Annotated in this window: 9 protein-coding genes and 2 pseudogenes; 6 read left to right on the top strand and 5 right to left on the bottom strand. The window is 64.2% G+C overall.

The window, feature by feature from the left end:
* The 6 genes and pseudogenes from ACJQWM_RS11700 to ACJQWM_RS11675 all read left to right on the top strand — a co-directional run bounded on the left by ACJQWM_RS11700 (window position 1) and on the right by ACJQWM_RS11675 (window position 7,382).
* A complete protein-coding gene (locus ACJQWM_RS11700; protein WP_332703449.1) occupies window positions 1-660 on the top strand; it encodes a hydrolase in 660 nt (219 codons plus the stop codon).
* A gap of 41 nt (window positions 661-701) precedes the next feature.
* Complete coding sequence (locus ACJQWM_RS11695) at window positions 702-1,490, top strand: nuclear transport factor 2 family protein (protein ID WP_332703451.1); 789 nt, start codon at window positions 702-704, stop codon at window positions 1,488-1,490.
* Between the two features lie 190 nt (window positions 1,491-1,680).
* A pseudogene (locus ACJQWM_RS11690) lies at window positions 1,681-3,524 on the top strand (amidohydrolase).
* An 88-nt stretch (window positions 3,525-3,612) separates the two neighbouring features.
* Entirely contained in the window at window positions 3,613-4,551 is a 939-nt protein-coding gene (locus ACJQWM_RS11685) for an AraC family transcriptional regulator (RefSeq protein WP_332703453.1), read from the top strand.
* Window positions 4,548-5,285 carry an SDR family NAD(P)-dependent oxidoreductase gene (locus ACJQWM_RS11680; protein ID WP_332703455.1) on the top strand — a complete coding sequence of 246 codons (738 nt, stop codon included), beginning with the start codon at window positions 4,548-4,550 and terminating at the stop codon, window positions 5,283-5,285. Before ACJQWM_RS11685 ends, ACJQWM_RS11680 begins: the two co-directional genes overlap by 4 nt.
* Window positions 5,286-5,537: 252 nt before the next feature.
* Window positions 5,538-7,382 (top strand): monovalent cation:proton antiporter-2 (CPA2) family protein, encoded by a 1,845-nt coding sequence (locus ACJQWM_RS11675; RefSeq protein ID WP_332703457.1) that lies wholly within the window; start codon window positions 5,538-5,540, stop codon window positions 7,380-7,382.
* A 301-nt stretch (window positions 7,383-7,683) separates the two neighbouring features.
* Here ACJQWM_RS11675 and ACJQWM_RS11670 read toward each other — a convergent pair.
* The 5 genes and pseudogenes from ACJQWM_RS11670 to ACJQWM_RS11650 all read right to left on the bottom strand — a co-directional run bounded on the left by ACJQWM_RS11670 (window position 7,684) and on the right by ACJQWM_RS11650 (window position 14,585).
* Window positions 7,684-8,639, bottom strand: a pseudogene (locus ACJQWM_RS11670) (DUF5996 family protein).
* The gene (locus ACJQWM_RS11665) at window positions 8,636-9,262 is read right to left on the bottom strand and encodes a glutathione S-transferase family protein (protein WP_332703461.1); all 627 of its coding nucleotides are present in this window, start codon (window positions 9,260-9,262) and stop codon (window positions 8,636-8,638) included. The pseudogene ACJQWM_RS11670 and the gene ACJQWM_RS11665 overlap by 4 nt, the downstream one beginning before the upstream one ends.
* A 334-nt stretch (window positions 9,263-9,596) precedes the next feature.
* Complete coding sequence (locus ACJQWM_RS11660) at window positions 9,597-10,943, bottom strand: alginate export family protein (RefSeq protein WP_332703542.1); 1,347 nt, start codon at window positions 10,941-10,943, stop codon at window positions 9,597-9,599.
* An 82-nt stretch (window positions 10,944-11,025) separates the two neighbouring features.
* Window positions 11,026-12,681 (bottom strand): MFS transporter, encoded by a 1,656-nt coding sequence (locus tag ACJQWM_RS11655; protein ID WP_332703463.1) that lies wholly within the window; start codon window positions 12,679-12,681, stop codon window positions 11,026-11,028.
* A 56-nt stretch (window positions 12,682-12,737) separates the two neighbouring features.
* Window positions 12,738-14,585: an amidohydrolase gene (locus ACJQWM_RS11650; RefSeq protein WP_332703544.1), complete on the bottom strand. Its 1,848-nt coding sequence runs from the start codon at window positions 14,583-14,585 to the stop codon at window positions 12,738-12,740.
* Between the last annotated feature and the right edge of the window lie 23 nt (window positions 14,586-14,608).

Raw genomic sequence — 14,608 nt, 5'->3', positions numbered from 1 at the left:
ATGTCCAAGCCAGCCAAAAACGGCCTCGATGCCCTGCTTCGTCCCGAGGACAGCGTTCTGGTGTTGATTGACCACCAGCCTTACCAGCTCTCGAACCTCAACAGCCACGATCCGCACATGGCGGTCAACAATGCTACCGGGCTGGCGAAGGCTGCCAAGGTGTTCAACGTGCCCACCATCCTGACCAGCGTGGTCCAGGACCGTGGCGGCTACATCTTCCCGCAGATCACGAACGTGTTTCCGGATCAGGAAGTGATCGACCGGACGTTCATCAACACCTGGGAAGACAGTAAGGTGGTGGACGCGGTCAAGGCGACCGGCCGCAAACAATTGATCATCGCCGGCCTGTGGACCGAGATCTGCGTCGCTATGCCGACGATCCAGGCGCTCGGTGAAGGCTGGGACGTCACGGTGGTGACCGACGCGTCCGGCGGCACATCGATCGAGGCGCATGAGGTGGCCATCCAACGCATGGTCGCGGCCGGCGCGAACGTGATGACCTGGCTGGCCGTCGCGTCCGAATGGCAGCGCGATTGGGCGCGGACTGAGCACGCCGCCGAGTTGATAGAGGTGCTGGTGCAGCATGCGGCCGGTAGCGGCATCGCCTACCTGTGGGAGCAGCAACTGCTCAACACGCCTGTGCAGAAGAGCGCAGGCTGATCCGGGCGCGGATGACGGGCTTGCCGAACGGAGACACCACGATGTCGATTGAACGTTTTCCCGTTGGAATGGAAATGGATATCGCCTATCCGGAGTTTCGAGCCACGGTGACGTTGCTGTCCACGACGCAACTGAAGTTCGAGATCAAGGAGGGGCCGTTCGCGCGGACCGAGGTGGTCGACATTCACGTCGTACCCCTTGGCAACAGCCTCTTTGCCGTCAGCTGGCAGGAGGAGCACGGCGCCACCGTCGCCACGGTCCATGACTACGACTGCGGCTTGAGCCATTCGTGCGCGACCCTGCCTGATGGTCGGTTCCTGCGGTCGACCGGTAGGTTCACGATCACCCGACCTGCGGATGTCCTCTTCGATGATCGCCCCCAGCGCAACAAGGCGCTGGTTCTAGAGGCGATGACGGCACTGTTCCAGCGTCACGATGCGTCGGTGGTCGAACGCCTCTACGCAGAGGATTACATCCAGCACAATCCCGCGATCCCCCAAGGGCGCAACGCATTGCAGGTGCTGGTCGCCGAGATGTCGCAGGAAGTTCATTACGAGCCCGGCCGGATGGTGGCCGAAGGCGACTTCGTCGCCATCCACGGTCGCATTCGCGGCTGGGCGGACGTACCGCAGGTGGTGGTCGACCTCTTCCGGATCGAGGGCGGAAAGCTGGCCGAGCATTGGGACGTGTTGCAGAACGAGGTGCCGGTCAAGGCGTCCGTCGGCGGTATCGCGATGTTCGACCCCGGAGAAGACGTGCGCCATGGCGCAGATCCAGCCACTGCTGGCGGCGACCTTCATCGCTGCATCGAGCTGACGGCGTCGGTATGAACCGGAACTCTGGAGGGCGACCGTTGTACGAGTACCGGATCGTGTTCGATGCAGAGCACCAAACCGCAAGATCAGCATGGTCCCTGCAGGTTTGGCAACGCAAGGCTCATGACTGTTTGCCAGAATTCTCACCAATGCATCGCTTCGGTCCTCCTGCAGGACTAGCAGATGTACACCTGATCACGGAGGCATGCGAGCGCTCATGCATTCCTGGAAGCGAGGATTCGAAATGATCATTGAGCGAGTGTTGATCGGGCTGCTGGCGGTTTGGTTCGCTTCCGGCGTCCAGGCGCAGGTCCCGCAAGAGCCACCTGGTGCGGACCTGATCGTGTTCAACGCGAAGATACACACGGGAAATCCCGCGCAGGCCGAAGCGTCGGCTCTCGCGGTAAAGGAGGGCCGCATCTATTCCGTCGGCGGCGACGCCGACATTCTGCAGCTGCGCGATTCCGGCACCCGTGTGATCGATGCAGGCAGTCGCAGGTTGCTCCCCGGCATCAGCGATTCCCACACCCACGTGCTCAACGAGAGCAGCTACACCTACAACGTTCGCTGGGACGGGGTGCCGACATTGCGTCGCGCACTGGAGATGCTGAGCGAACAGGCCGCGCGCACGCCCGAGGGGCAATGGGTGAAGGTGATTGGGGGCTGGTCGCCCTACCAGTTCGAGGAAAACCGCTTCCCAACCGTGGAAGAACTGCGTAAGGCCGTGCCCGATCACCCGGCGATCGTGCAGTACGCCTACACCGCGCCGTCATGAACGATCAGGCGATGGCGGCGTTCGGCGTGGGGACCGATCGCTTTCCCGAACTGCCGGGCACCGAATTCGAGAAGGACGGGCAGGGCAACTACACCGGTGTCGTCCACGGCTTCACCTTCACCTTCATTGCCATGGAAACCCTAGTTCCGCAGCCCACTTTCGATGAGCAGGTAAGTGCGCTCGTCCATTCCATCCACGATCTGAACCGTTTTGGTGTTACCTCGGTCATCGATGCCGGCAACAGGGGCTACCCCAACGCCCAGGCGACCGTCGACGTTCTCGCACGCGGCAACCGTCTCAATGTGCGCATGCCCTTCGTCGACATGCAGTTCGGCGACGGCAGTCCCATCAACATGGTGGATGCGCAGATCGAAGCGATCACGAAAACCGCGCCCATCAGCCCCGGGCACAACCTGCATCCCACCTTGGCGCATGGTCACGTGTATCGAGGCGCCGGCGAAGTGCTGCAGCTCGAGGTACACGATCACGAGAACTTCGATCGCCCGGTGGTGATCATCGACCCCGAGCACATGCGGCAACACGTCGACCAGAACGTGGCCAAGCTGGTTCAACGGCGCATCCCGTTCCGCATGCACATCAGCTACAACGAGAACATCACGCCGTTCCTCGATGCGCTGGAGGCGATGAACGAGACGATTCCACTCGACGGCTTGCGCTGGAGCCTAGAGCATGCCGAGACGATCAGCCCGGAAAACATCCACCGGGTGAAGGCGCTGGGCGGCGGCGTTGCGCTGGATCCCAAGATGGCGCTGCATGGCGATGGTTTCATCAAGACCCACGGCCTTGAGAAGGCGTTGCAGACGCCGCGCCTGCGCCAGTTGGTCGACAGCGGCATTCCACTTGCCATGAGCACCGACGCGTATCGGGCCGCCACCTACAACCCGTGGGTCGGTATCAGTTGGATGGTCTCAGGCAAGTCGGTCTCCGGCACCGAAGTCCTCGCCGAAGACAATCGCCTGTCGCGCGCCGAGGCGCTGAAGCTCTTCACCAGTGGCGCAGCCTGGTTCATGAATACCGAGTCGGAGATGGGCAGGATTGCCCCGGGCAACCTGGCGGATTTCGCGCTGCTGGACAGGGATTACTTCACCATCCCGGAGGACCAGATCAAGTCCGTGACATCTGTCTTGACCGTCATGGACGGCAGGGTGGTGTTCGGTGCGCAGGATTACGCCACGCTTGCACCGTCCTTGCCTGGCATCCTTCCGGCGTGGTCACCCATCAAACATCTGGGTGGCTACCACGGCGCCAAATAGCTCAACGCCCAGGCAACGGATCGATGGCCTCACCTCATGCGAGGCATGCAAGCTGCACAATCCTTTTATGGGACACAGCGGAAGAACCATGCTTGCCAACGCCTCTTCCACCCAGTGGTACTGCCAGGGCCAACAGGCCACCTACGTGCGGACGCAGAAATCACCGGGCGGTATCCTCGATCTGCTCGAAATGGCACGGCCTGGCGGGGACATGTCGCATCCGGCCCTGTCGGATCTCGTCCTGTATCAGGACCAGCTCGGTGGCAGTCGGGTCCGCGGCAATTCGGGAGGCGGGCCTTTCGATGTGACGAGCGAACAAGGCGTCTTCTATCTCGCTGCGCCGGACTTCGACACGACGGTCATGGTCGACGCCAGTCACCAGCTTCGCAGCGTGTCCTTTCCTGTGGCGCAGTGGCAGAAGGTTCTCGATGAAGCCGTCGATGGCCAGTTCTCAATGGAATGCCTTCAACTCTACGGAGATCCATTTCACTCGCCGGCAATCCGCTTAGCCCTCCGGAACCTGTGGGTGTTGAGTGAGGAGGAAGGCGCGCCGTCACGTCTGCTGGTGCGGGCCGCAGGCTGCGAGATCCTCGCCGAACTGTGCCGGCTCAGCGGGGCGCCGTTCGCACCGGCAAAAGGCGGCCTTGCCCCATGGGTGCAGCGGCGCTGTCTCGAGCTGATGCGCGCGCAACTGTCGGAAGACATCAGCCTCGACGAATTGGCAGCAGAGGCGCAGCTTTCGCCTTTCCATTTCGCACGCATGTTCAAGCAGAGCGTCGGCGTCCCCCCGCGGGCTTACCTGACACAACTGAGAATGGAGAAGGCCTGCGAACTCCTCGAGCTGACCGAACTATCGGTCACGGAGATCGCCCACGAGGTCGGCTACTCGTCCAACCAGGTCCTCGCACGGATCTTTCACAAGCATCAGCGAGTGACCCCGTCCGACTATCGCCGGGTCGTTCGCAGCCCGGCCTTCGAGCATCACGCAATGATCCGTCGCAACACGTCTAGAGAGAAAACAGGATGAACCTCACGGGCAAGCGCGCGCTCGTCACCGGTGGCTCCCGGGGAATCGGCGCCGCGATCGCACAGGCTTTGGCCGAAAACGGTGCGGACGTCGCGATCACGTACCAGAAGTCGGCCGAGCGCGCGGACAGCGTCGTCGTATCGATCGAAAAGCTGGGACGCCGCGGCGTTGCGGTCCAGGCCGACAGCGCCGATCCCGATGCCATCAAGCGGGCCGTCAATGAGACCGTCGAAACGTTGGGCGGTCTCGACATCCTGGTCAACAGTGCGGCGGTTGGGCTGGCGGGACCGGTCGCGCAGGTCGACCTCGCGGACTTCCAGACGTTGATGGACGTCAATGTCCGCGGTCCCTTCGTTGCGGCGCAGGCCGCGATACCGCATCTGCGCGAAGGCGGCCGCGTCATCTCGATCGGGTCGGCACTGGCGGATCGCGTCCCGTTCCCCGGGGTGACCGCTTACGCGATGTCGAAGTCAGCGCTGCTGTCGTTTACGCGCGGCCTGTCGCGCGAGCTCGGCGGCCAGGGCATCACGGTAAACCTGGTGCTGCCCGGATCGACCGATACCGAATCCAATCCGGCCGATGGCGAAAGTGCCAATTTCCAGCGGGGCCTCTCATCAATAGGGCGCTACGCAGAGCCACGAGAGATCGCTGATGCGGTCGTGTTTCTTGCGAGTCCTGCAGCCAGCATGGTGAACGGCAGCGCCCTCACCGTGGATGGCGGCGCGAACGCATAGGCGGCCAGACCGGAGTGGGCTGCTCCCGCTTCGACGCCGACACGAATCCCGGCGCCCTGCAAAGGGCACTGAGAACCCGTCAACCACAGCATCCCGATGCCCGCGCGCCTGATGGCGCGAAACCTGGCTGGAAGATCCGGGCGGGGCTCGACTTGCCAGGCCGCAGCCCCTGAAGAATGCCGATGCGCGCCTTCCTGGAAACGCATGGAAAGACGGGGCGAGTCACCTGTCGTCCCGCTCAAGAGTCGGTGGTTGGCTACGATCGAGATCAACAAGCCGCACCCGGAGAAGATCATGGCAGAAGCAGGCATCGCGCAAACGCTTGGCCCGGTAGTCGTCCTGCTCGTCTCGGCGGTCATCGCCGTGCCCGTGTTTCGGAAGATCGGGCTCGGATCGGTGTTGGGCTACTTCACTGCCGGTCTGCTGGTCGGTCCGTCTGTGCTTGGGATATTCACCGAGCCTGAGACCATCCTGCATATTTCCGAACTCGGCGTCGTGATGTTCTTGTTCCTGATCGGCCTGGAAATGCGCCCGCAGAAGCTGTGGGCACTCCGAGCGCAGATTTTCGGACTCGGCCTTGCGCAGGTCCTGTCCTGCATCGTGCTTCTGACCGGTGTCGGGGTTCTGCTGGGGTTGCGTCCTGCAGCGGCCTTCATCGCGGGTGCTGGCTTTGTCTTGTCCTCGACCGCCGTGATCATGTCGATCCTCAAAGAGCGCGGCGAGCTTGCCAGCGGCCAAGGACAACAAGCCGTCTCGATTCTGCTTCTCGAAGACGTGATGATCGTACCGCTCCTGGCAATCGCCGCTTTTATGAGCGCGGTCGTGACCGGAGGCGGAGCAGGCGGTCTCAGTCTTACGGCAATTCTTGTCGCACTTGGGGCAATCGCGCTCGTGATTGCCGCCGGACGCTGGCTCCTGGATCCGTTCTTCGCACTTCTGGCCCGCGCCCGCAACACCGAGGTACTGATCGCCGGCGCGCTCCTCGTCGTCCTGGGCTCGGCCTTGCTCATGGAGCAAAGCGGCCTCTCGATGGCGATGGGAGCTTTTCTGGCGGGCGTCATGTTGTCGGGGTCGAGCTATCGTCACCAGATCGAAACAGACATCGAGCCCTTCAAGGGCCTGCTGATGGGCCTGTTTTTCCTCGCCGTCGGCATGTCCCTCGACCTGTCGATCGTGGCAGCGAACTTGCGGATCATCATTGCTCTTCTCGCCGCCTATGTCGTCGTGAAGTCGATCGGGATTTACGTCATCGCGAGGATGTTCGGCGCAAACAACATCCAGTCGTTACGCCGCGTCTCACTGTTCGCTCAAGGAGGCGAGTTCGCCTTCGTTCTCTATTCGGCTGCTGCCGGCGGCGGGGTGGTCGGGCCTGCGGAGAGTGCTATTTTTTCGAGCGTCATCATTCTTTCGATGGGACTCACGCCACTGGTTCTGATCGCCGCCGACCGCTGGCTGAGGGACGAAGCGATTTCGATGGATGGCGTTGATGAGCCGCAGGGGCTGAAGGGCCGGGTGCTGTTGATTGGCTTTGGACGTTTTGGCCAGATTGCCTCGCAACTGCTGCTTGCACAGGGCATCGACATCTCGGCCATCGACAACGATCCTGACCGGATCCGGGAAGCAGAACGCTTCGGGTTCAAGGTCTATTTTGGCGACGGCAAACGTCTCGACATTCTGCGCCAGTCCGGCATCGCCAGCGCCGACATGGTCATGATATGCATCGACGACCGAGACGCGATCGATCGCATCGTCGAACTGGTAACCGAGCAATTCCCGTCATGCCGTGTGCTCACGCGTTCGTATGACCGGGGGCACGCGATCCGATTGCGACGGGCCGGCGTGGATTTCGAGATCCGTGAGACGTTCGAATCTGCGCTTGCATTCGGCGGAGCCGGATTGAGGGCGCTTGGAATGACCCCGCTCGACGTGGACGAAGTCACCGACGATATTCGTCGACGCGACAGCGAGCGTCTCGAGGCGCAGGCGCAAGGCGATTTGCTGGCGGGACGCGACAAGCTGCATGTCGCGCCAAGGCCCGAGCCGCTTATCCCGCGACGGAACAGACCGACTGATATCGAGGAGGCGTCGCGAGGTTGATGTGGATGCGGGGCGCACGTGGGTGAGGTCCTCGGTCCTCGACCAGTCGGTTGATGTAGTCGTATGTCGCGTAGGGGATATCCCGTTGCAGCATACCGACGAGCTCGCGTACACCCGCGTGGCCTCTGAAAGTGCCGCGGTCGGTCAGGATGACGCAGCCCTCCGCGCAGTTTCGTGCGGTGTCCTCGTCAAAGCGATCCTGCTAAGCCAGGTCTAGACGATCATCGAAGACTTCCTGCGTAATGCGGGACCCCAGATCGTTCATGAGCTTTACCCTCTCTTTTTTCTCAGGGTCGCCAACTCAACGCTTGAGTATCTTGCGCGGCACCTTCGGGGTTCCGAAGTCGCACTCCAACGCTTGCCGATCCCAAACGGCTGTCTCCGCCGCGGCTTCGTAGGTCGACTGCAGGAACGCCATGAGCGTGCCGCCCGGATCCGCCCTGGTCCGCACGGCCTCGTAGGGCAGCAGGAACTCGCCCAGCGTTCGGTCGTAGCGGGCCGCGTCCGGTTCGACGGCGCGGCCGGCGAAGCCGTCGGGCCCCGATAGGCATAGGAATAGAACATCGGCTCCTCTACGCCGCCGCCACCGGGCCAGAATCCGGCCGAGGACACCTCGTGGCTGTAGGCCTCCTCGGTCACCGAATCGGGCAATGCCGGTACTCCGCCGGGATGGCGCGGCGCCTGGCGGTCGGAGAACCGCGTCACGGCCAGGTCGAACGAGCCCCAGAACAGATGCACCGGCGAGACTTTGCCCAGGTATCCGGTGCGAAAGCGCGTGAACATCCGCTCGATCTGCACCACGGCCTGGTGGAACCGCTGCACCGCCTCGCGGTCGTAGGGACGACGCGTGGTGTCCTGCGAAAAAGGGATGGCATCGGGCATCTCGTTCGGCGCGCCATGGATGTCCATCCGCCCGCCAAGCCGCTTCACCAAGGCCGTCGTCCGGTCCAGGAACTCGGCGACGCTCATCGCCTCCAGCGGGAAGCGTTCGCGCGCGTCGCGCGTTTCACCGATCAGGGCGTGGTCGCGAAAATCGAAGGTCAACGTAACGGCCGCGCCGCAGTCGGGTATCGCACCCGTCGTAAGACCGCGCGGCGTCACGTAAAGCGTGGCCTGCCAAGAGTGGTTCACCCACGGCGCATGCGCGAAGCGATACTTGCCGACAATCTGGCTCCACAGGTGCAGCGCAGTGCAGGTCTCGGCCCAATCGGGGTAGGGCAAGGCCGGCCAGTCCTTGTTGCGGTCCGGAGCGCTCACCCGATCGGTTCCATGTCCTGCCGCGCGAGCGCTTGGCGCACACCCGCGTCGGCCTCCATGCGCGTGCGATGCGTCTTCAGCGCCGGATAGTCCTCGATCGACAGGGGAGTCTTTTCGATCCAGCGTGTCAGCACATAAAGGAAGGTGTCAGCGAAGGAGCGCTGGCCCAGATACCAGTCGCCGCCGTTTTCGCTCAAGACGCCATTCATGCGCTCGTAGTGACGGGCGAGGGTCTCGTAGGTCTTGCGCTTGACCTCTTCCTTCGCCGCTGCGCTGTCGGCAAATTTCTGGGTGTTGAAGTGGCCGCCATAGGCCGCGTGCACCTCCGAGGTCATGTAGGCCAGCGCCTCGGCCTCCTTGCGGCCGAGACGGGTGTCGCCGGCGTAACTCTCCTTGCCGTAGGTTGCGCCGAGCCAGGCGAGGATCGCCGCTGCCTCGCTCAGCACGTCGCCATCGTCGAAGCGAAGGGCTGGCACCTGGCCCTTGGGATTGATGGCGAGATAGTCGTCCTTCTTTTGCTCGCCATAAGCAATGTTGTGGATGTCCACCGGGGCATCGAGCCAAGCCACGGCAATGTTCGGCGAAAGCGAGCAGGTTCCAGGCATCGTGTAGAGGGTAGGCATCGCGTTTTCCTCGAATTTCCGTGTCTACCGAAGCATTTCTACCGGAGCAACCGTTATCGATGAGTCATAACCAAGCCGACTCGGTCAGCAGCCGGGCTCCCAATGCCCTGTGTAGGGGAGCATCCCGATGCCCGCGCGCCTGATGGCGCGGAACCTGGCTCAAAGATCCGCGCGGGGTTCGACTTGCCAGGCCGCAGCCCCTGAAGAATGCCGATGCGCGCCTCCTTGAAACGCATGGAAAGACGGGGCGAGTCACCAGTCGTCCCGCTCCAGGATCATTCACTGCGCGACCGACTGTTCCGTACGGTATTCGTGTTGGGCCTGCCTGAGATGCTCAGAATCGGTACTGCAGCGTGAGGCTGATCAGGCTCAGCGCGTCGTCGGCACTGGCCTCGCGCAGGAACGTGCCAGGCCGCGCGTAGGCGACAACCGCGCTCGAGGACCAGCCCGGGGCCGGCGTCCAGGTGGCGCCCAGCGATGCGATGGTCGCGACATACCGGGCACGACTGTCGCCAGCGGGCGCGATCAGCATGCCGCTGGGCGCATACACGCCATCGCCAGTGCTGTAGCGCCAGAAGAAGTCAAGGCTGGCATTCAACTGGACTTGGGGTGAGAGCCGCATGGCCAAGGCGGGGTGGATGTTGAAGAAGTTGCGTGGTCCCAGCGTCGCTTCGTCACCGAAGTAATTGCCGCGCGGGTAAAGGGGATTGAGGGTGCCGAGCCGGTCGTCGTCAGGATCCTTGTCGCCGCTGGCGATGGCGACGAGCAGCGCCAGCCGGGGTTGGCCGGCCACGTCGTCGAAGGTGTAGCCGGTGTCGGTGGCAAGTGACCAGGCGCGGATGTCGGCGTCCCCGAACTGCCCGCCCTGTGCGAGGAGTTCCCAGTTCCAGTCCCAAGCATTGCGGCTGCCGAACGCGCGGGCACCGAACGTCCAGCGGCGCTCGTGCGCCACGCCCTGGACGTAGCGGGCGAGGGTGTCTTCGTAATGCAGCGCGTACACGTCCCAGGACGTGGCGCCTCCGGTGCGGGTCGCGTAGATGCCACGCAGGGTCTGGGTTTGCGAGCGGGTGTCGTCAAAGCTGCCCGGGCGGTTTTGTCGCGGCGCCGCGGCGAATGCATCGACGCGCCAGGGGCCGCTGATCGCATAGGCGCGTACCGCTTCGAAGCTGCGCCGTACGTTCGGACCCTCGCGTGCATCGATGCCGCGCCCCGAGCCGAACTGCAGTTCCTGGATGCCGACGCGCATTCCGATGCCGCCGTCGCTCTGGGTCGCTGATCGCCATTCGACGAACAGGTTGGTGGGATCGAGCCGGTTCTCATCCACCGGGGACGAGCCTGCGGCACGGCCGTTGGTGTGCGAGCTGGTCAGTTGCGCGAAGCCGCGCCAGTGCTCGCCCACTTGCAGGTCCACGAAGGCGGAATGCCGCTGCATCCACACGCCCCAGCGGTCCTGGGGCTCCAGGCCGTAGCGGGGATTGCCGGTGTGCTCGTAGCGCCAGCGCAGGTCTCCGCCGAAGCTCAGGCGCACGTGGTCCCCGATCGGGCGGTCCTTCCAGCATGCGCTGCGATTGTCGTCGGCGCAGGCTTGGCGCTGGGCGCTGAAGTCGTCATCGAAACGCAGCGGACGGAACTGCGCCAGCGCGGCATCGGCGGCCAGCAGCAGGGGGATGCCGAGCCACATTGTGCGCACGTTCCCCCCGCGAGTCTGCCTGCCACCGGCGCCGCGAACGCGTGCCGGCAGCGGCTTGATCAGGCACATCGGGTCATCCCAGGACCTGAACCTTGGACGCGCTGGCCTGCCGCAGTGGCGCGCCCGGCGCGCCGCCGACGAAGTGGCGCACGACCGGGGTGCGGGCGGGGTCGGCCAGCAGCCGCATGATCTGGTCCTGCAGTGCGCGTTCGTCCTCGGTCACCCGCTCGTGCTGGCGCAGGTGTTCGACCCAGGAGCCGTCGAGGAAGTACTCGAGGTAGGTGCCTGGCTCGGTCGTGTCTTCGGCCACGCCCCACTGCACCGCGCCGTCGCGACGACGGCTGCGGCCGAGCGTGCGCATCAGGCGCAGGTACGCATCGCGCTGATCCAGCGCGATCCGGTATTCGATGGTGATCAGCACTGGACCACGATCGCCGGCAATCTCTTCCACCAGCACCGGCTCCGGCCAGTGCCCGGACGGCGTGACGTCCACGTTCGCCGCCTCGCCCAAGCGGAAACGCAGCGCGAACAGCGCAGCCAGCGCAGTGCCGGCGGCAGCGACCATCAATGCGATGGGCGTGCTGGTCTGCTGCGCCAGCGTGCCCCAGCCCAGGCTGCCGACCGCCATGCCCGCAGAGAACACGACGATATAAAGCGAAAGCGCGCGAGCGCGCACCCAGGCCGGGACCGACGTCTGTGCGGCGATCTGCAGCGAGGACAGCACGGTGATCCAGGCGAAGCCGTTGGCAAGCGACACCACGTAAAGGACAGGAATGTTGCGTACCAGTGCGAGCGCAAGCATGCAGGCCGCGTAGACCAGGGTCGCAACCAGCACCAGGCGGTCGGAATCGTACTTGGCGCGCAGCTTAGGCAACAGCACGGCGCCGGTGACCGCGCCAATGCCGATACAGCCAAGCAGCAAGCCGTAGGTGCCGGCGCTGGCCTGCAGTTCGCGGTTGACCACGATCGGCAGCAGCGCCGTGAGCGCGCTGGCGAACACGAAGAAGCTTGCCGCCTTGATCAGCACCGACTTCAGGACCGTGGCCTGGGTGGCGTATCGCAGTCCCGCACGAAGTGCCACGCCGAACGGTTCGGGTGGCAGGGTCGACTTGTCGGGTTCCCGACACCAGGCGACCAGCACTGCCACGACGCCCATAAAGCTGAGCGCGTTGATCGCGAAGGCCCATTCGATTCCCGCGCTCGCCACGATCAGACCGCCGAGGGCGGGTCCGATGGAGCGGGCGATGTTCATGCTCAGCGAACCCAATGCGACCGCCGGCCCAAGTATGGCTTTGGGAACCAGTTCCGGCGTCGTTGCTTGCTGCGCCGGCATCGCCATGGCGGCACCGATCCCGAGCGCGAAGGTCAGCGCGACCAGGGTCCATGGCGTCAGCATGTCCAGGTGCGCCAGCAGCGCGAGGGCACTGGCAACCAGCACCATCCACAATTGGGCGAGGATCAAATACTTGCGACGATCGACGATGTCGGAGAGTGTGCCGGCAATCACCGCCAGCAGGACAATGGGAAGCGTGGTCGCCGACTGCACGGCCGCGACCATGAACGGCGAGCCAGTGTTCTCGGCCATGAACCAGGCTGCGGCGACGTCATGGATCCAGGTACCGATGTTGGCGACGAGGATCGCCAGCCACATGTTGCGGAACGTGGATTGGGCGAACGGCGTCCATGGGCCGGAGGCGGTCGGGACTGGCTGAGGTGCTGGTTGGCTCATTGTCTTCTTCCTGTTTCCCATCCCCGATCGCGGGGAAGGGAATCAAGGTGTGGGGATCAGAATGCGAAGCAGGAACAGCCCAACGTGCCCCAGAAGCCCTGGTAGTCACTGGTCGGTGCGTCCCGGTGCGCGGCATGGCCGTGGCCATGCACGCTGCAGCCGGTGCCGTGCGTGTGCGTGGCGGCAAACGCGGCCGAAGCCTGCGCCAGCGTAGCGCCCTGGTAGCCGCCGAAGTGCCGCACCGGCGACCAGTCGGGCGTGGGTACGGGCAATGCTGGCGCCAACCTTGAGTACTCGCCGTCGCCATGCACCACCTTGCCGCCGACCACGGTAAGCACGCTGGTGATGTCCTGGATCGCTTCGTCATCCACCGCGAAATAATCGGCCGACAGTAGGCTGAAGTCCGCGAACTGACCGACGGCAAGGATGCCCTTGTGGGCCTGCTCGCTGGAAAACCAGGCGCTACCGTGCGTCCACAGGCGGAGTGCTTCTTCGCGCTCCAGGCGGTTGTCGTCGCCGTACAGCTGCAGTCCACCGAGGGTGCGTCCGGTGCTGAGCCAGTACAGCGCCACCCAGGGGTTGTAGCTGGCCACGCGGGTGGCGTCGGTACCGGCGCCGACCGGGACGCCGGCGTCGAGCATGCGCCGGATCGGCGGCGTGTGCCCGGCGGCTTCGGCGCCATAGCGCTCGACGAATGCCTCGCCCTGGTAGGCCATGCGGTGCTGCACGGCGATGCCGCCACCCAGCGCACGCACCCGCTCGATGCTGTGGTCGGAAATGGTCTCGGCGTGGTCGATGATCCAGTGCAGCCCGTCGAACGGCACCTCGCGGTCGACCTTCTCGTACACGTCAAGGATGCGTGTGATGCTTTCCTCGTAGGTGGCATGGATGCGGAATGGCCAGCGGTGCTCTACCAGCAGCCGCACCACCTGTTCCAGATCAGGTTCCAGTGCCGGCGCTAGATCCGGGCGAGGCTCGCTGAACAGTTCGAAATCCGCGGCCGAGAACACCAGCATCTCGCCGGCGCCGTTGTGGCGCAGCATGTCGTCGCCTTCGCGCGGGGCGAGTATCGTCGTCCAGCGCTCGAAGTCGGCCAGTTCGCCGCCCTGGCTCTGGGTGAACAGGTTGTAGGCGATGCGCACCGTGAGCTCGTCGTCGGCGTGCAGCTTTCGGATTATCTGGTAATCGTCCGGGTAGTTCTGGAAGCCGCCGCCGGCATCGATCACCGAGGTGATGCCCAAGCGGTTCAACTCGCGCATGAAGTGGCGCGTGGAATTGATCTGGTATTCGGGCGGCAGTTTCGGCCCGGCAGCCAGCGTGGCGTACAGGATCAGCGCGTTGGGCTTGGCCAGCAGCAGCCCGGTCGGATTTCCGACCTTGTCGCGCTGGATATCGCCACCGGGCGGATTCGGCGTGTCTTTGCCGTAGCCAACCGCGCGCAGCGCGGCGCGATTGAGCAGGGCGCGATCGTAGAGGCGCATGATGAAGACCGGCGTGTCCGGTGCGGCCGCGTTGATCTCTTCCAGGGTGGGCAATCGCTTCTCGACGAACTGATGCTCGGTGAAGCCGCCGATCACGCGCACCCACTGCGGCGCGGGCGTGCGCGCGACCTGCGCCTTGAGCATTCCCATTGCGTCGGCCAGGGAGCGCACGCCGTCCCAGCGCAATTCCAGGTTGTAGTTCAGGCCGCCGCGGATGAGATGGGTGTGGCTGTCGTTTAGGCCGGGAATGAGACGTCGGCCATCGGCGTCGACGACGCGGGTGGTGCTGCCGGCTTTTTCCATCACCGTCGCGTCGTCGCCCACCGCGACGACGACGCCGTTGGCGATAGCGATGGCGGTCGCCAGCGGCCGCTTCGGATCGAGGGTGGTGATTCGGGCGTTGTGGACGATCAGGTCCGCCATGGAAAGCTCCTGTGTAGAGGTAA

This window comes from Novilysobacter longmucuonensis (assembly GCF_046600735.1).
In the GTDB taxonomy this organism is placed as follows: domain Bacteria; phylum Pseudomonadota; class Gammaproteobacteria; order Xanthomonadales; family Xanthomonadaceae; genus Novilysobacter_A; species Novilysobacter_A longmucuonensis.
This window is presented reverse-complemented; position numbering and strand designations above follow the sequence as displayed.

Coding starts and splice junctions, on each gene's coding strand:
- ACJQWM_RS11685 (WP_332703453.1), top strand. CDS start 3,613: ATGCTTGCCAACGCCTCTTCCACCCAGTGGTACTGCCAGGGCCAACAG.
- ACJQWM_RS11695 (WP_332703451.1), top strand. CDS start 702: ATGTCGATTGAACGTTTTCCCGTTGGAATGGAAATGGATATCGCCTAT.
- ACJQWM_RS11680 (WP_332703455.1), top strand. CDS start 4,548: ATGAACCTCACGGGCAAGCGCGCGCTCGTCACCGGTGGCTCCCGGGGA.
- ACJQWM_RS11655 (WP_332703463.1), bottom strand. CDS start 12,681: ATGAGCCAACCAGCACCTCAGCCAGTCCCGACCGCCTCCGGCCCATGG.
- ACJQWM_RS11650 (WP_332703544.1), bottom strand. CDS start 14,585: ATGGCGGACCTGATCGTCCACAACGCCCGAATCACCACCCTCGATCCG.
- ACJQWM_RS11660 (WP_332703542.1), bottom strand. CDS start 10,943: ATGTGGCTCGGCATCCCCCTGCTGCTGGCCGCCGATGCCGCGCTGGCG.
- ACJQWM_RS11665 (WP_332703461.1), bottom strand. CDS start 9,262: ATGCCTACCCTCTACACGATGCCTGGAACCTGCTCGCTTTCGCCGAAC.
- ACJQWM_RS11700 (WP_332703449.1), top strand. CDS start 1: ATGTCCAAGCCAGCCAAAAACGGCCTCGATGCCCTGCTTCGTCCCGAG.